Origin of the sequence: Pseudomonas sp. BP11-1-1 (assembly GCF_052112105.1) — a bacterium.
Lineage (GTDB): Bacteria > Pseudomonadota > Gammaproteobacteria > Pseudomonadales > Pseudomonadaceae > Aquipseudomonas > Aquipseudomonas alvandae.
In genome coordinates this window covers 59,554-75,671 of record NZ_JAUTYU010000009.1, presented here as the reverse complement: position 1 = coordinate 75,671, position 16,118 = coordinate 59,554, and the positions used below count along the sequence as shown (strand labels likewise).

19 protein-coding genes are annotated in these 16,118 nt (G+C 61.6%); 10 read left to right on the top strand and 9 right to left on the bottom strand.

Annotated features, from left to right (window positions below; all coding sequences use genetic code 11):
• The first annotated feature begins 54 nt into the window (after nucleotides 1-54).
• The 3 genes from rnd (at nucleotide 55) to Q7C33_RS18300 (ending at nucleotide 2,530) form a co-directional block, all read left to right on the top strand.
• Nucleotides 55-1,188: a ribonuclease D gene (gene rnd / locus Q7C33_RS18310; RefSeq protein WP_030141194.1), complete on the top strand. Its 1,134-nt coding sequence runs from the start codon at nucleotides 55-57 to the stop codon at nucleotides 1,186-1,188.
• Nucleotides 1,185-1,478, top strand: coding sequence for a YcgL domain-containing protein (locus Q7C33_RS18305; protein ID WP_030141193.1), 294 nt, complete (start codon nucleotides 1,185-1,187; stop codon nucleotides 1,476-1,478). Before rnd ends, Q7C33_RS18305 begins: the two co-directional genes overlap by 4 nt.
• A gap of 119 nt (nucleotides 1,479-1,597) precedes the next feature.
• On the top strand, nucleotides 1,598-2,530 hold the full coding sequence (locus Q7C33_RS18300) for a D-2-hydroxyacid dehydrogenase (RefSeq protein ID WP_030141192.1): 933 nt from the start codon (nucleotides 1,598-1,600) through the stop codon (nucleotides 2,528-2,530).
• Nucleotides 2,531-2,728: 198 nt separating this feature from the next.
• Here Q7C33_RS18300 and Q7C33_RS18295 read toward each other — a convergent pair whose 3' ends face one another.
• Nucleotides 2,729-3,322, bottom strand: a complete 594-nt coding sequence (locus Q7C33_RS18295; RefSeq protein WP_030141191.1) for a nitroreductase family protein — start codon at nucleotides 3,320-3,322, stop codon at nucleotides 2,729-2,731.
• Nucleotides 3,323-3,481: 159 nt separating this feature from the next.
• Between Q7C33_RS18295 and Q7C33_RS18290 the strand changes: the two genes are divergently transcribed.
• Entirely contained in the window at nucleotides 3,482-3,931 is a 450-nt protein-coding gene (locus tag Q7C33_RS18290) for a YcgN family cysteine cluster protein (RefSeq protein WP_030141190.1), read from the top strand.
• A 31-nt stretch (nucleotides 3,932-3,962) separates the two neighbouring features.
• Nucleotides 3,963-5,192, top strand: a complete 1,230-nt coding sequence (locus Q7C33_RS18285) for a hypothetical protein (protein WP_407683900.1) — start codon at nucleotides 3,963-3,965, stop codon at nucleotides 5,190-5,192.
• A gap of 121 nt (nucleotides 5,193-5,313) precedes the next feature.
• On the opposite strand, the gene Q7C33_RS18280 is transcribed toward Q7C33_RS18285, so the two are convergent.
• Both Q7C33_RS18280 and Q7C33_RS18275 read right to left on the bottom strand, forming a co-directional pair.
• Nucleotides 5,314-5,691 (bottom strand): YgaP family membrane protein, encoded by a 378-nt coding sequence (locus Q7C33_RS18280; RefSeq protein WP_249873722.1) that lies wholly within the window; start codon nucleotides 5,689-5,691, stop codon nucleotides 5,314-5,316.
• 77 nt (nucleotides 5,692-5,768) lie between these two features.
• Nucleotides 5,769-6,239: an RNA methyltransferase gene (locus Q7C33_RS18275; protein ID WP_030141187.1), complete on the bottom strand. Its 471-nt coding sequence runs from the start codon at nucleotides 6,237-6,239 to the stop codon at nucleotides 5,769-5,771.
• A 241-nt stretch (nucleotides 6,240-6,480) separates the two neighbouring features.
• Here Q7C33_RS18275 and Q7C33_RS18270 point away from each other — a divergent pair, with 241 nt between their 5' ends.
• On the top strand, nucleotides 6,481-6,813 hold the full coding sequence (locus Q7C33_RS18270; protein WP_198797155.1) for a DUF2790 domain-containing protein: 333 nt from the start codon (nucleotides 6,481-6,483) through the stop codon (nucleotides 6,811-6,813).
• 77 nt (nucleotides 6,814-6,890) lie between these two features.
• Here Q7C33_RS18270 and Q7C33_RS18265 read toward each other — a convergent pair whose 3' ends face one another.
• The 4 genes from Q7C33_RS18265 to Q7C33_RS18250 all read right to left on the bottom strand — a co-directional run bounded on the left by Q7C33_RS18265 (nucleotide 6,891) and on the right by Q7C33_RS18250 (nucleotide 10,672).
• A complete protein-coding gene (locus tag Q7C33_RS18265) occupies nucleotides 6,891-9,044 on the bottom strand; it encodes a copper-transporting P-type ATPase (RefSeq protein WP_407683899.1) in 2,154 nt (717 codons plus the stop codon).
• Between the two features lie 2 nt (nucleotides 9,045-9,046).
• On the bottom strand, nucleotides 9,047-9,298 hold the full coding sequence (locus Q7C33_RS18260; protein ID WP_198797157.1) for a DUF2933 domain-containing protein: 252 nt from the start codon (nucleotides 9,296-9,298) through the stop codon (nucleotides 9,047-9,049).
• 264 nt (nucleotides 9,299-9,562) lie between these two features.
• Nucleotides 9,563-9,937: a YajD family HNH nuclease gene (locus Q7C33_RS18255; protein WP_003184246.1), complete on the bottom strand. Its 375-nt coding sequence runs from the start codon at nucleotides 9,935-9,937 to the stop codon at nucleotides 9,563-9,565.
• A gap of 48 nt (nucleotides 9,938-9,985) precedes the next feature.
• Nucleotides 9,986-10,672, bottom strand: a complete 687-nt coding sequence (locus Q7C33_RS18250; protein ID WP_030141186.1) for a spermidine synthase — start codon at nucleotides 10,670-10,672, stop codon at nucleotides 9,986-9,988.
• Nucleotides 10,673-10,748: 76 nt separating this feature from the next.
• On the opposite strand from Q7C33_RS18250, the gene Q7C33_RS18245 reads away from it, so the two are divergent.
• The gene (locus tag Q7C33_RS18245) at nucleotides 10,749-11,033 is read left to right on the top strand and encodes a hypothetical protein (RefSeq protein ID WP_323154346.1); all 285 of its coding nucleotides are present in this window, start codon (nucleotides 10,749-10,751) and stop codon (nucleotides 11,031-11,033) included.
• 140 nt (nucleotides 11,034-11,173) lie between these two features.
• On the opposite strand, the gene Q7C33_RS18240 is transcribed toward Q7C33_RS18245, so the two are convergent.
• A complete protein-coding gene (locus Q7C33_RS18240) occupies nucleotides 11,174-11,647 on the bottom strand; it encodes a cyclic nucleotide-binding domain-containing protein (RefSeq protein ID WP_030141184.1) in 474 nt (157 codons plus the stop codon).
• A 151-nt stretch (nucleotides 11,648-11,798) separates the two neighbouring features.
• Nucleotides 11,799-13,853 (bottom strand): S9 family peptidase, encoded by a 2,055-nt coding sequence (locus Q7C33_RS18235; RefSeq protein WP_407683898.1) that lies wholly within the window; start codon nucleotides 13,851-13,853, stop codon nucleotides 11,799-11,801.
• Nucleotides 13,854-14,011: 158 nt separating this feature from the next.
• Here Q7C33_RS18235 and Q7C33_RS18230 point away from each other — a divergent pair, with 158 nt between their 5' ends.
• From Q7C33_RS18230 to Q7C33_RS18220, 3 genes are read left to right on the top strand one after another with little or no spacing between them, the layout of a single operon-like run.
• A complete protein-coding gene (locus tag Q7C33_RS18230) occupies nucleotides 14,012-14,506 on the top strand; it encodes a hypothetical protein (RefSeq protein ID WP_030141182.1) in 495 nt (164 codons plus the stop codon).
• Between the two features lie 31 nt (nucleotides 14,507-14,537).
• Entirely contained in the window at nucleotides 14,538-15,314 is a 777-nt protein-coding gene (locus tag Q7C33_RS18225) for a class II glutamine amidotransferase (protein WP_030141181.1), read from the top strand.
• A gap of 12 nt (nucleotides 15,315-15,326) precedes the next feature.
• Entirely contained in the window at nucleotides 15,327-15,869 is a 543-nt protein-coding gene (locus Q7C33_RS18220; protein WP_003184238.1) for a DUF2937 family protein, read from the top strand.
• The last annotated feature ends 249 nt before the right edge of the window (nucleotides 15,870-16,118 follow it).

Genomic DNA, 16,118 nt, shown 5'->3' with positions numbered 1-16,118 from the left:
TCGCAATCGCCGACGGCGATATATACTGCGCGCCATTCTTCAAGGGAGAGCCGTGTGGCCATCGATATTCATTGGATTCGCGACAACGATAGCCTCGGTCGGTTTTGCGCCGAATGGCAACAGTTGCCGTTCGTCGCCCTCGACACCGAATTCATGCGGGTCGACACCTTTTATCCCATTGCCGGCCTGCTGCAGATCGGTGATGGCAAAAGTGCGTACCTGATCGACCCCTTGACCATCGACGATTGGAAACCCTTGGCCGCGCTGCTGGAAAACCCGGCGGTGCTCAAGGTCTTGCACGCCTGCAGCGAAGACCTTGAAGTCTTGCTGCGCCTGACAGGCAGCTTGCCCGCGCCGCTGTTCGACACGCAATTGGCCGCCGCCTACCTGAACCTGGGTTTCTCCATGGGTTATTCGCGGTTGGTGCAGGAAGTGCTGGGCATCGAATTGCCCAAGGGCGAGACCCGTTCCGACTGGTTGCAGCGGCCCTTGTCCGAAACCCAGATCAGCTATGCCGCCGAGGATGCCGTGCATCTTGCGGAAGTTTTCGTACAACTGCGGCCGAAGCTGTCCGACGAAAAATACAGCTGGGTCCTGGAGGATGGCGCCGAACTGGTGGCCAACCTGCGCCGCGAGGTCGACCCGTACGAGGTGTACCGCGAGGCCAAGCTGGCTTGGAAGTTGTCCCGGGCGCAATTGGCCGTACTGCGCGAGCTGTGCGCCTGGCGTGAGCGCGAGGCGCGCGCCCGTGACCTGCCGCGCAACCGCATCATTCGCGAGCATTCGCTATGGCCCCTGGCCCGCACGCAGCCGGATAACCTCGGTGCGCTGGCGAAGATCGAAGACATGCACCCGCGTACCGTACGCCAGGACGGTGAGTTCCTGCTCGACCTGATCAAGCGCGCGGGCAGCGTGCCACCTGAACAATGGCCGGCCGCAGTGCCCGAACCGCTGCCGATCGAGGCCTCGGCGCTGGTCAAGCGGCTCAAGGCGCTGGGGCAGGCTGAAGCCGAGCGCCTGGGCATTGCCCCGGAACTGATGCTGCGCAAGAAAACCCTCGAGGCCCTGATCAAGAGCGGCTTTCCCGAGGGGCCTTACCAATTGCCCGATTCGCTGCGTGGCTGGCGCCGCGAGTTGATGGGCCAGGCATTGCTCGACAGCCTGGCCACCGCCGGAGAACAGCCTTGAAACGTATCTGCTCCATCTACCGCAGCTCGAAGAAAAACGAAATGTACCTCTACGTGCTCAAGAGCGAGGCATTGGCCCGCGTGCCCGAGCCGTTGATGGCCGCGTTCGGCAAGGCCATCCATGCCTTCGACCTGGTATTGAGCCCGGAGCGGCAACTGTCCCGGGAGGACATCAACAAGGTGCTGGAAAACCTCGACACCCAGGGCTATCACTTGCAGATGCCTCCGGCTGAAGACGAGTACATCGAGCATCTGCCCGAAGAGTTGCTGCGACGCAACGACCCGGTCTGATACTTCGGGGCGCCCGTCCTGGGGCCTCTTGAATATTGAAATGATTATTGGCGATGGGCCGCATGGATGGAGCAACACTCTGTCAGCGGCCGTCTGCACTGTTTGGAAAGGTTTGATTCATGCGCGTTCTGATTGCCGAACACGACCACGCGGTCTATGCCCAGCTCTTGCGTCAGGCTGCACCCGACATCGAGGTGCTGACCAGCGGCGATTCCGCCGAGCTGTCGCGGCTAGCCACTGACTGCCCGGTCTGGCTCGGCCAGCCTGACCTGTTGGCGACCCTGTTGCGTCAAGGTCACCGGCCCCGTTGGTTGCAATCGACCTGGGCGGGCATCACGCCGCTGCTGGCCGAGGGCCTGACGCGCGATTATCGCTTGACCCGCGCAGTCGGCATATTCGGCCAGGTGATGGCCGAATATGTGCTCACCTACATGTTGGGGCATGAACGCGAAGTCCTGGCGCGGTTGGTCAGCCAGGTGGAGCGCAAGTGGGACAACCGCCAAGGGCAAAGCCTGGCGGGGCGCAAGGTGTTGATCGTCGGCACTGGCGATATCGGCCAGCGGGTGGCGCAGTTCCTGGTGCCGTTTGGCGTGCAGTTGTACGGCATCGCCAGTGAAGCCCGTGAGTTGGCGCCGTTTATCGAGGTGGGGGCGCTGAAGGACTTGCCGCGCCTGGTGGGCGAAGCGGACTACGTGATCAACCTGCTGCCGAATACGCCGGATACCCATGACATCTACGACGCGGCGCTGTTCAAGCAATTCAAGCCCAGCGGGTTGTTCATCAACGTCGGCCGTGGCGTGGCGGTTGTGGACGCGGACCTGGTGCAAGCCTTGAAGGAAGGGCATCTGGCCGGCGCGGTGATCGACGTGTGTCGCCAGGAGCCGTTGCCGCAGCGTCATCCGTTCTGGACGGCCTGGGGCCTGCTGTTGACCGGCCACAGCTCGGCACCAACCTCGCCGCCGATGATGGTGCAGTTGTTCCTGGAAAACCTGCGCGCCTACCAGGCTGGTGAAGCGCTGCGTGGGGAAGTGGATTTCGCCCGAGGTTACTGAAGCCCAACTTTCCTAAAGGCTTATGAGCCATTGTGGCGAGGGAGCTTGCTCCCGCTGGGCTGCGCAGCAGCCCCAAAACCATTCAACAAGATGCATCAGGCAACGGCTGAATTTTTACGACTGCTGCGCAGCCGAGCGGGAGCAAGCTCCCTCGCCACGGGTTCGGTTTCACACTTAAGTAGGCACCGTAGCTCTGCTTTACAGGGTGAAATCACCCTCGGCCACCAACTCACTCAACGGCCGGCGCGGGCTTGGGACTTCGCGGGCCTGGAGATAGTCGGCCAGCGTCGATTTGTCTCCCAGCTTGCCGATCGCCACGGCCGCGTGCAGGGCGTAGCCGTCCGGGATCTTCAGTTCCTTGCGGGTCAGTTCCTGGTCGAAGCCGGCCATGCCATGGGTATGCCAGCCGCTGAGGCTCGCTTGCAACGCCAGGTGACCCCAGGCCGCGCCCGTGTCGAAGGTGTGGCACTGGGCCGGGGTTTCTTCCGTGGCGCCGGGCACCGCGAAGGTGGTTTTCGAGGCGATGATCACCAGCGCCGAGGCGTGTTGGGCCCAGCCACGGTTGAACTCGTTGAGCAGGCCCAGGTAACGCTCCCAGTTCGGCGTGTCGCGACGGGCGTACAGGAAGCGCCACGGTTGCGAGTTGTACGCCGAAGGAGCCCAGCGCGCGGCTTCGAAAAAGCTCAGCAAGGTTTCTTCGGCAATGCTCTCGCCAGTGAAGGCGCGCGGCGACCAGCGCTCGATGAATTGAGGATGGATGGTGTAATCGGCGATGCGGGAATTGGCGCTCATGGGCTCACCTTGGCTGGGTTCGGAAACGTGATCAAGCAACCTACGTCCCGGCGTCCGGCCTGACAAGTCCCTTCTACCGACAGTCGCCAATGCTTGGCCTCGGGAGGTCGCGGCACTAGACTGTCGGCCTTTTCACCACATGATGTTGATGCTTGAGCCATGGCCGCCAAAGTCGAACCGTTCTGGATACGCAAAACCCTCGATCAGCTCGATCCACAAGAGTGGGAATCGCTGTGCGACGGCTGCGGCCTGTGCTGCCTGCAAAAGCTCGAGGATGAAGACGACAACACCGTCTATTACACGCGTATCGCCTGCAAACTGCTGGACCTGAAAACCTGCCAGTGCACCGACTACGCCCATCGCCGCGACTTCGTCCCCGACTGCATCCAGCTCACGCCGGGCAAGGCCGATCAGTTCAAATGGCTGCCGCCGACCTGCGGCTATCGCCTGGTCAGCGAGGGCAAGGACCTGCCGCTGTGGCACCACCTGGTCTGTGGTGATCGCGACGCCGTGCACCACGAACGCATTTCCCAATCCGGGCGCATGCTGGCCGAAGGCAGCGTGGCCGAAGAAGACTGGGAAGATCACCTGATCTTTCGCGCGGGCTGAACACAAGGCATCGCATCACCAGGGAGCGCCCATGGCTGCAGGATTGAAACGGTTGCTGGCGGCGGGGCTGCTGGCGGTGTGCGGGCCGCTGTGGGCAGCACAGAAAGTCGATCTGGATTACCACGTTCACCTGTTGCCGCAGAGCGACCAGGCTGAAGTGCGCCTGACCCTCGCGCGGGGCTCGGCGGTGCGCAGTCTGGACTTTGACCTGGGCGATGAAGGCCGCTACAGCGATTTCAAGGCGGACGGCCAATGGCAGCTCACGCCTGGCAAGGCATCGCGGGGTGTTTGGCATCCCGCCGCCGACAAGGCGAGCCTGACTTATCGCGTGCGCATCAGCGAATCGCGCAAGAACGGCTCTTTCGAAACCCGCATGACGCCGAGCTGGGCGCTGCTGCGCGGCGATGACCTGGTGCCACCGGCGAAGCTGGACCAGCAGGACGGCATCGAGTTGGTCTCTCGCCTGGCGTTCGAACTGCCCAACGGCTGGAAAAGCATCGAGACGCCTTGGCCGCGTATCGGCAAGCAACGCTTTCGCATCGATAACCCCTCGCGCTTGTTCGATCGCCCCACGGGCTGGATGCTCGCCGGCAAACTCGGCAGTCGCCGCACGCGCCTGGGCGAGACCGAGGTGACAGTGGCTTCGCCCCTGGGCCAGGGGATGCGGCGGATGGATGTGCTGACGCTGCTGACTTTTGTCTGGCCGCAGGTGCAGGCAGTGGTGCCGCGTCATCCGGCCAAATTGCTGATTGTCGGTGCCGGGGATCCGATGTGGCGTGGCGTCCAGGCGGGCCACGAATCGATCTACCTGCACAGCCGCCCGCCGTTGGTCAGCGAACGGGGCAGCAGTCCGTTGTTGCGGGAGTTGATGCAGATGCTGGTGCGCATCAACGATCAAGATCGCAGTGACTGGATCAGCGAAGGATTGAATGAGTACTACGCCATCGAACTGTTGCGCCGCGCCGGCGGCATGAGCGACGAGCGCTATCAGGCCCTGAATGCTCGTCTCGGCCGGGACAGCAAGGGTGTCACGACCTTGCGCGGCGACCAGGTGAGCCCGGCGATGGTCGCCAAGGCGGTGCTGTTGCTGCAGGAACTGGACCGGGAGATTCGTCTGAAGACCCGCAACAAGCGCTCCCTCGATGACGTGCTGCAAGGGGCGATGCGCCTGGAGACGGTGGACACCCCTGAGTTTGTGCAGCTCAGCGAAAGTATCCTGGGTGAGGGCTCTACCGTGTTGGATACCCGGTTACTTCAGTAATACCGCTATCGTCGGAACGCCGCCCGGAGCAAACTCGCTCCCACAGGGCTCTTGTGAACACCACAAATCCAATGTGGGAGCGAGCTTGCTTGCGATGAGGGCATCAGCGGCACTGCAAAAATCAGAGCCCAGCCCTAGGTGAACTCAACGAATCATTCCCCGTCACCGTAGCCGTGCCAGTCGCCGCCTCGGCATTGGCCTTCATGCGGCTCAGTTCGTCGCCGGCCTGCTCGATGCGGGCGCGGGCGTCATGCAGATGTTGGCGATTTTTTTCCAGCAGGCTTTTCGCCGAACAATGCCCGGTGATGCCGCGTGCCAGGGCCATGCCACCGATTGCCAGTTGCGCCAGGCCGATCACACCGCCACGGCGCAAGCCCTTGCCCATCATCAGGACCCCACCGGCCAATGAACCGATGCGCTCCCAGCCGTGCACGTTCTGCGGGCTGCGGGATTGGAAAGGGGTGGTATCCACCGGCCCGAACGGATTGTTATCGCTCATGATCTGTCTCCAGTGTGGGGAATTGTATAAAGCTGACTGCCAGAGCGAATCCGTCGTTCCATGGAATTTCCCGCCGGTCAGCGGAATTGCGGACCCGAGCGCGTGTTGTTGCCTTTGGCCATGCGGTCGTACAACACGACATTGACCGTGGCCGCCAGGTTCATGCAGCCGTTGGTGGGGATGTAGATCACGTCTTCGCACCAGTCGCGGATGTCTTTGTCCAGCGAACCGTCCTCGGGGCCGAAGATATACAGCGCTCGGTCCGGGTGGGTGTATTCGGGCAGCGGGCGGGCGCCTTCCACGAGCTCGACGGCCACCGGCACGCAGCCCAGGGGCAGGATCTTCTTCAAGTCGTCGATGCCGATCAGCGGAATGTCGTAATGGACCTTCTTGGTGTCGGTGACGAAGTCGGCGGCGCGTTCATAGCGCTTGCCGGTGTAGAACACCGACGCCACGCCGTAACAGCCGGCGGCACGCATGACCGAACCGACGTTTTCCGGCGACTTGGGGTTGAACAGACCGATGCAGCTGTAGCGTTTGTTGGCCACGGACGGGGTGCCTTTGGGGAAAAGGCGCGATTATACGGTGAATGGAGGAGGGTGGTCAGGTTCGAGATGTGTGGTGTCTGGTTGATCGCCATCACGAGTGAGTTCGATCCCACATTGGATTCCTGGGTGGCTGATGGTCGGCAGCCTGTCACTAACCTGACCGATTGGTAACGTCCCCGCCAGCGTTGTGAAAGGCCCCGGTCGATAAGGTTGGCCTGACAAATAACTGCCGGAGTTCCTCATGAAAATCCTTGATGCCTTGCTCGCCGTTTCGATCCTGTCCGTTTCTTCCCTTGCCTTCGCCGAAGGAGGGGGCGACCGGGTTTATGGCCAGATGATTCGGAACAACGAAAACGCCATGGCGCGATACGCCGCCGAAAACGGAAAAGCCGCCGCCGAGATCGTTCATTACGAATACGGCATGAAGCTCGACGTAAAAAAAGTGGTGAGTATGACTCCGGCCAATAAAGGCTGCGGCGTCGGGCCGTCGCGCATGACTTACGAAGACTCGAACGGCAAGCTCAATACCGTGGAGTACAGGCTCCTGGGTGAAAACTGCCCGAATGGTGGCTGATTACCGTCTCGTTTGCTCTCCTTTGGTCTTGAGACGGTCAGGCGCCCTGGTGGCGCCTGTTTTTATTCTTCGAATTATTACGCCGGTGCGTTACGCAACCTCAGCGCATTGAACACCACCGATGCCGAACTGATGCTCATGGCGACGGCGGCGACCATCGGTGAGAGCAAATGACCGGTCAATGGATACAGCAGGCCGGCAGCCAAGGGAATGCCCATCGCGTTATAAACAAAGGCAAACCCGAGGTTCTGGCGCATGTTCCTGACGGTTGCCACCGACAGGGTGCGGGCCCGCAAAATGCCCATCAAGTCGCCTTTTACCAATGTCAGCTGAGCGCTGTTCATCGCGACGTCGGTGCCGGTGCCCATCGCAATCCCAACGTGTGCACGGGCCAGGGCGGGGGCGTCGTTGATGCCATCGCCAACCATCGCGACTTGACGGCCATATTGCTGAAGATCCGCCACCAAACGCTCCTTGTCTTCGGGCTTGACTTCCCCATGCACCTCTTCGATGTCCAGCTCCTTGGCCACGGCGCGTGCGGTGGTGAGGCCGTCGCCCGTGGCCATGATGATTTTAATGCCGTGGGCCTTGAGCTGGCGGATTGCCTCCCCGGCGGTTGGCTTGATCGGGTCCGATACGGCCAGCAATCCGGCCAGCGCACCGTCGACCGCGAGATAAACGATACTGATGCCTTGCGAGCGCAACTGTTCGGCTTGTTGCTGCAGCGACGTGACACCCACATGGGCCGTTCTCATCAGGACACTGTTGCCCAAATGCAGCCGTTTGCCATCCACCAGGCCACTGACACCAATGCCGCTGCCGGAGTCAAATGCGTCGGGCTTGATCAGGTCAAGGTTTTCTTTCCGGGCCTGTTCGACGATGGCCTGGGCCAGGGGATGTTCACTGCCCTGATCAAGGCTCGCTGCCCAGAGTAATACTTGGCGAGTGTCGAAGCCTTGAGTGGTCTGGACACTGTGAAACACCGGGCGCCCTTCTGTCAGGGTGCCGGTCTTGTCGACGATCAGCGTGTCGATCTTGCACAGATTCTCGATGGCGCCGGCGTCGCGGAATAACACCCCCATGCCGGCCGCCTTGCCGGTGGACACCATGATAGACATCGGGGTAGCGAGCCCCAACGCGCAAGGGCAAGCAATAATCAGCACGGCAACGGCATTGATCAGGCCAAAGATCCAACCGCGCTCCATGCCTGACAATCCCCAGCCGACAAATGTCAGTGCGGCGACGGCGATTACCGCCATCACGAAATAACCCGCGATTACATCCGCCAATCGCTGCAGAGGGGCCTTGGAGCGCTGGGCCTGGGCTACCATCTGGACTATCTGCGATAACACGGTTTCGGCGCCGACTTTCTGCGCGATCATTACCAGGCTGCCATGGGTATTGATCGTCGCACCGATCAGGCTGTCACCGACGTGCTTGCTCACCGGTACCGGTTCGCCCGTGAGCATGGATTCGTCTACGGCGCTTTCGCCTTCGAGCACTGAACCATCTACCGGCACTTTTTCACCCGGTCTGATTCTCAGCCGATCGCCCTGGTGCACGTGGGCGAGGGGGACGTCATGCTCTTGGCCATCGGCGCTGATCCGGCGGGCGGTCTTGGGTGAAAGGCCGAGCAGCGATTTGATGGCGGCGCTCGTTTGTGAGCGTGCCTTGAGTTCAAGCATTTGCCCGAGCAAAGTAAGGGAAATGATGACCGCGGCGGCTTCGAAGTAAACGCCGATACGTCCTTCCTTCATGAATGTGGAGGGAAACATGCCAGGCCAAAACGTTGCGCAAACGCTGTACAGATAGGCTGCTGAAGTGCCCAGGCTGATAAGCGTCCACATGTTCGGGTTGCGTTGGCGAACCGACGCCAATCCCCGGCTGAAGAACGGCCAACCCGCCCACAGCACCACTGGGGTGCCCAACAGGAATTCGACAAGATTCTGAGTGTTGGCATGAAACAGTGAAAAGGAATGGCCGGCCATGGCGAGCACGGTCACGATCACCGTCAGTGGCAGGCTCCACCAGAAGCGCCGGCTCAGTTGCTTGAGTTCGGCATTGTCCTCTTCCCCCTCTATCGGCAGCACAGGCTCCAGCGTCATGCCGCACTTGGGACAACTGCCTGGACCAGGCTGGCGTATTTCGGGGTGCATGGGACAGGTGTATTCGGTTGTGATGCCTTCGGCTACTGAGATGCGGTGGTGTGTATGATCGGTGGTGTGTGGCATGGCTAGCGCCCCTGCGGATCCCTTGGTTTATGCGGCGACTCGCTGTGTTGCCCATGCCTGCCATGATTGTGTCCAAACACGTGCATCAATGGGCATGCCAGAAGGATCAAGTAAGGCCAGTTGGCCGAAATGTGACCAAAGTGCTCCCGCACCAGATAGAACAGGCCGATCGCCAATAACATGATCAAGACAACGCCGGTCTTGTTCTTCCAGAAGGGCCTTGGACCGTCGCTTGGATGCTCGTGGTCGTTCATGGAATGCTCCTATCGGCCTGGCGAGTCGCCGCGACCTGTCATTGGAGAATGGATAAAGCGTGAGCCGGAGGATTGGCGTCCGTCAGGTTTGGTTTGCTTGGCCCGGAAAAAGACAAGTAGCGGCATGCTAAAGGCGTGAAGCTGTCAGCGACCTGACGCACGAATTGCAGTTTTGTCAGGTCGGGCGACAGAAAAGCGACATGGATGGGGCGGGAGCCGTGGCTGGAAAGGCGTTTTCCTGGCCGCGGACTGGACTGGGCGGCACTACTCGTCTTTTTTCATCAACCCCGCCAACGCGGCGAACGGGTTGTGGGTCGCCTTGGCGATCTTCGGCGTGCTCAGGGAACCGTCGCCAAAATATTGCTGGTCGGTATAGCGCGAGTGCTCATTGTCGTGGCAATACAAGCACAGCAGCTCCCAGTTGGAGCCGTCCTGTGGGTTGTTGTCGTGGTTGTGGTCGCGGTGGTGAACGGTCAGTTCGCTCAGGCGCTTGCCGGAAAACTCACGGGCGCAGCGGCCGCAGACGTGGGGGTACATTTTCAGGGCTTTGTCGCGGTAGCCCATCTCCCGGTCGCGCTGGGCGTCGGCGAGGATGCGGTCCAGCTTGGCGGTGTTGGACGGTGGGGTGGACGAACTCATGGGTTCACCTTTGTAGAAAAGACAGATGACGGTTGGACAGAGTTTAGCTCAGCCCTTGAGTTTCTCGGCAATCCAGATGGTGTGGCGGGTGCCTTTGTTGCCATGGGCGAACACTTGCACCTCTTCGGCCTTGAAGCCGGCCTTCTTCAACTTGTCGGAAAACTGCCGGTCGGCGCTGGCCGACCACACCGCCAGGACGCCTTTAGGCCGCAGGGCCTTGGCGCACGCCGCCAGGCCTCCTGCCGAATACAGCCAACTGTTGGCTTTCTGGGTCAGGCCTTCCGGGCCGTTATCGACGTCCAGCATGATCGCGTCGAACCCCTGGGGTTCGGCTTGCAGCACCTTGGCCACGTCTTCCATGCGGATCACCGTGCGCGGGTCCGACAGGGGGCGTCCGGCCTTTTCACCCAAGGGGCCGCGATTCCACTCCACCACGCCTGGCACGAGTTCGGCCACTACCACTTCGGCGCTCTTACCCAGGTGCTTGAGGGCGGAGGCGAGGGTGAAACCCATGCCGAGTCCGCCGATCAACACGCGCGAGCCGGGGCGACCGGCGACTTTGCGGCAGGGGATCTCGGCCAGGGCGTCTTCGGAACCGTGCATGCGGGTGTTCATCAGTTGCCCGCCGTCGCCGCCCTGGATCTTGATCACGAAATCTTCGCCGTACTCGAACAGGCACAGGGCGCCGCCGTTGTCAGGGATAGGCGTGGTGTCGAGCAGAACAAAACGTTTCATGGAAATCTCATGGGGAAGGAGCAGACCGGCCCGGCAGGGGCTAGCCTGAAAGCAGACAATAGCCACGGAGCCATTGATGAAGTGCATCATTCTAACGGCCATTGCCCTGGCGGCGCTCTCGATAAGTTGCGCCCAGGCCCAGCAGCCGACCATTCCGGTCAGCCCGCCCAGCATCCCGGGGTCGCCGGGCACCGCCACGCCCATGCCGTATCCGCCGGTGACGCCTAGCGGAGTGCCCAAGGTGGCACCCGGAAACGGCCCGCCCCTGTTACCGCCCATCGAAATGCCCAGGCCGCCGAAGGACCAGCCGATACCGGGTATGGAGCCGAAGCCGCCGAAGGTCAAGCCGCCGGGGGGGTAGGACGCCCACACAATGCAATAACCTGTGGGAGCGAGCTTGCTCGCGATAGCGGTGTATCAGTCAACATTGATACTGGCTGAACTGACGCTATCGCGAGCAAGCTCGCTCCCACAGAGGGCTCCGGCTAGGTTTAATGGTGGTCAGACCTGCTGCGACAACAGCTGCCCATCCGCCATGCGCAGGCGCTTGGACAGGGAGACGGCGAGGGCGCGGATGATCTTGGCGGCGATCTTGGGCGCGTCGTTGAGCATTTTCTCCAGGGAATCCTTGCCCAGGTTCAGCAGTTGGCAATCGGTGGCGGCGATGCAACTGGCCGAGCGTCGTTCGCCGTCGAGCACGGCCATTTCGCCGAAGGCCCGGCCGCTGCGCAGCGTGGCGATGGTCACTGGCTGGCCGTCGGGGCCGGTCTTCTGCACGGCCACTTGGCCGGTATGAAGGATGCACATGAAGCTGCCGGCATCACCTTCACGGAAAATCGCCTCGCCCTGGGCGATGGTGCTGATGCTGAAGTAACCCGACGCGGCGGCAAAGTCGACGGGCAGCAATTGGTCGAACAGACCGCAGTCCATCAGCCAGTCGCGGATTTCTTTGTTCAGTAAGGTCGGTTCTGACATGTCGTCACGGTCTTTTCTTGTGTTTGTTGCGGTTTCATAGTGCCTGGGTATAAGGCAATCCCCTGTGGGAGCAAGCTCGCTCCCACAGGGGATTGTGTTGCATCCGGGGCCGAGTGCATGCAGCTAAGACCCAGCCATCCCACAGAGTTCCTCAGGCCACACCCAAAACCTTCAATACAAACGCATATTCGAGTGCTACGTCACGCAATCCCTGGTAACGACCGCTCATGCCGCCATGGCCGGCGCCCAGTTCGGTCTTGAGCAGCAGGGGATTGTCGTCGGTCTTGGTGGCCCGTAGCTTCGCGACCCACTTGGCCGCCTCCCAGTACTGCACGCGGCTGTCGTTGTAGCCGGCGATCACCAGCATGGCCGGGTACGCCTGGGCGCGGACGTTTTCGTACGGGGCGTAGGCCCTGATCCGATCATAGACGTCCGGCTCTTCCGGATTGCCCCATTCGTCGTATTCGGTCACGGTCAATGGCAGCTCGGGATCGAGCATGGTGTTGAGCACATCGACGAACGGCACTTCTGCGATCGCGACCTTGAACAGTTCCGGGCGCTGGTTGAGCACCGCGCCAATCAACAACCCGCCGGCACTGCCGCCGCTGATCGCCAACTGGTCGGCGGTGGTCAAGCCTTTGGCGATCAAGTGCTCGGCGCAGGCAATGAAGTCGCTGAAAGTGTTGTGCTTGTGCTCTTGCTTACCGGCGCGATACCAGGCTTCACCCAGTTCACCGCCACCACGCACATGGGCGATGGCAAACGCCACGCCGCGGTCCAGCAGGCTCAGCCGCGAATGGGAAAACCACGGGTCGAGGCTTTCGCCATAGGCGCCGTAGCCGTACAGGTACAGCGGCACGGGTTTGCCGAGGGATTCTCGCTTGACCACCAGGCTGATGGGCACCTGCGTGCCGTCCGGCGCGGTGGCCCAGAGTCGTTGGCTGACATAGGCATCGGCATCGAACGGACCCAGCACCGGGGTTTGCTTGAGCACGACCTGATCGCCGCTGGCCAAGTCCAATTGGCGGATCTGCGCCGGGCGATTCAGTGCCTCGTAGCGCAGGCGGATGCGCTCACTGACAAACTCCAGGCTGTTCTGTACGTGTAGGCTGTAGGCCGCGTCTGGCAATTGCACCCGATATTTCGGCACACCTTGTGGGTGAACTTCGATGATCGGCAGGCCGCCTTCGCGCAGGCTCAAGGTCATGGCCGTGGCGTTCAGGCTCAGGCCGTCGATCATCACCGTGTCGCTGTGGGGGATCAGGTTTTGCCAGTCAGCCTCGATCGGCGCCTCACCTGTGTCGGCCGCCTGGTACAACGCGAAGTTGATGCCGTCGCGGTTGCTGCGGATGAACCAGGTCCATTCGCCGTCGAGCAAGCCGTGATCGACGTCGTATTCATGGTCCTCTACCCGTGGCGCCACGCAGGTAAACGGCTGCTGCGGTTGCGTCGCGTCGAGCACCCAGACTTCGCTGGTGGTCTTGCTGCCCAGGGACAGGATCAGTTGGCGCTCCGAGCTTGAACGGTAGCAATGCAGGAAAAAACGCCCGTCCGGCTCGTGGAACACCTCTTCGGCGGCGGTGCCGTCCAAGCGATAACGGAACAGCTTATGGGGGCGATGGGTCTCGTCCAGTTCGCCAAAGAACAGCGTCAGGCTGTCGTTGGCCCAGGTCATGCTGCCGTCGCAGTTTTCGAAGGACAGTTCGCTGACCTTGTCGTTGGACAATTCCTTGACGAACAGCGTGTAGATCTCATCGCCCGTGGTGTCCAGGCTGTAGGCCAGGCGCTGGTGATCGGGGCTGATGCTGAACGCGCCCAGGGCGAAGAATCCGCCGCCGGCCAGGGCGTTCGGGTCCAGCAGCAACTGTTCGCGGCTTTCATCGACGGTCAGGCTGTCATCGGCCGGACGCGGGCAGCGGTAGTGGCGCGGATATTCGTCGCCGGCCGTGGTGCGGGTGTAATACAGGTACGGGCCCCAGGGGGAGGGCAAGGACAGGTCAGTCTCGAGGATCCGTCCCTTGATTTCCTGGAACAGCGTTTCGCGCAGTTCGGCCTGGTCGGCGAGCGCTGCTTCCTGATAGCTGTTTTCAGCCTTGAGGTATTCGAGCACGGCATCGGTGTCGCGCTCCTGCAGCCAGGCATACGGGTCGACGCCGGGGTCCTTGCGGGCAATCGGGGCATCGCAAATTTGGGCAGATAGGGGCATGGAAAAACTCTCGAGCGTGATACGAAAAGGGACAAGTGGCCTGCTGGGTCGGTTCGGTCGCCGAGCTGGAAATTTGACCGCATCAGTCTGCTGCAGAAGCCGGGGCAGCCTGACGAGCGAAAAGCCGTTACTATAAGCGCCTCTTTGCCTGCCTTGCCATGGACACCATGACCGAGAACGACTATCTGATTGCCTGGGGCTTGTACGCCTTTGCCGCCCTGGGCTGCCTCCTGGTTTGGATGCGCATGACCCGCTTCATGTGGCGCTGGTTGCGCGAGCCGCTGCGGCTGCTGATGGCGGTGCTGCTGTTCAGCCCCACTATCGTGGACCCGGTGAAGGAAAAATTTGCCCCGGCGCTGGCCATCGCCGCCCTGGACGTGTTGTTCAAGGTTGGTAACAACGTCTGGCGCGCGGCGTCCGATCTGCTCATGTACGGCATGATCGCCTTCGGCCTTTATCTGATTTTCGTGCTGATCCGCTTCCCCATCGAGCGCGCTGCCAACGCTCGCAGAGAGCGGGCGGCCGCCGCGAAAGCCGCCGCCGCTGCGGAGCCTGATGACGAGCCACCGTTCGGTGTGGCCGGTGACGACCGTTACGGTCGGCCACCCGTGCCGAGCAATCCCCAGCGTTCGCGAATCGAACCACGCCTGTAGCCGGGCTGCCCAATCAATCGAGGGTTCGAGCATGTGTGAGTTATTGGGCATGAGCGCCAATGTGCCGACCGACATCGTGTTCAGCTTCACCGGGCTGATGCAGCGGGGCGGCAAGACCGGGCCGCACCGTGACGGCTGGGGCATCGCGTTCTATGAAGGCCGTGGCCTGCGCCTGTTCCAGGACCCGGCCGCGAGCAGCGAGTCGGAAGTGGCGAACCTGGTGCAGCGTTATCCGATCAAGAGCGAAGTGGTCATCGGGCACATCCGCCAGGCCAACGTCGGCAAGGTCTGCCTGTCCAATACACACCCGTTCGTGCGCGAATTGTGGGGCCGCAACTGGTGTTTCGCCCACAACGGCCAACTCGCCGATTTCCAGCCGGGCGTGAGCTTCTACCGCCCGGTGGGCGATACTGACAGCGAAGCGGCGTTCTGTGATTTGCTCAACCGCGTGCGCCAGGCCTTTCCCGAGCCAGTGGAAGTGGAGCAATTGTTGCCTTCGTTGATCGCCGCTTGCAGCGAATACCGTAGCAAGGGTGTTTTCAATTGCCTGCTCAGCGATGGCGACTGGCTGTTCTGCTATTGCTCGACCAAACTGGCCCAGATCACCCGGCGCGCGCCGTTTGGCCCGGCGCGGCTCAAGGACGTCGACGTCATCGTGGATTTCCAGGCTGAAACCACCCCCAACGATGTGGTCACGGTGATCGCCACCGAACCCTTGACCGAAAATGAAACCTGGACCCGCTACGAACCGGGTCAATGGAGCCTGTGGCGACGCGGTGAATGCGTCAGCCATGGCCGCACCGAATAAGGACGTCACGTTATGTTGCTCAGTTATCTACGGCTGGTGTTGTTCGCGGTGGGCCTGCTGGTCGGGGTCCAGGTGCCGGGCTTCATCAATGATTACGCCAAGCGGGTCGAGGCGCACCTGATCGAGGCGCAAACCGGCCTGCAAGGTTTCCAGGGCACCGCCAATCAATTCTTCAAGGGTGACATGCAGGCCTTGGTGGCCCATTACCGCGCCAGCGAAGACCCGATATTTCGCAGCGACGCCGACAGCCTGAACACCTTGCTCGTGCGCCAGCAGGCCTTGGACAAGCAGTTCCAGGCGATGCAAGGCCCGTGGTACATCCGCTTGTTGCAGGTGGCGCTGGCGGCCGATCCGGATATTCGCAAGGAAACCTGGAACGGCTACAGCTACCAGATCCTGCTGACTCCCGAAGCGATGATCTGGGGCATCAGCGGCGCGATGTTGCTGTCGTTCGGCCTGGAATGCCTGTTCCGCCTGATCGACTGGGTGGTGCTGGGCGGCAAGCGCTTGCGCCAGAGCCGGCCGATCGAAGAGCGTGACCTGCGCGGGCTATAGCGCCGCCGCGGGCTTTTTGTGGCGAGGGGATTTATCCCCGCTGGGTCGCGAAGCGGCCCCAACAAGGCCACCTCCTGTATCAAGCAGGACTACCAAATGGGGCCGCTTCGCAGCCCAGCGGGGATAAATCCCCTCGCCACAACTGTGTTTATTCAGTTCTGGCAGTGTCATTTCCTGCGCTCTCTGCCCACCCAATCAAATTTTTCTTATGACCCGGCCAAGGTTTTATTCGTTGGACGCGATCAGCTG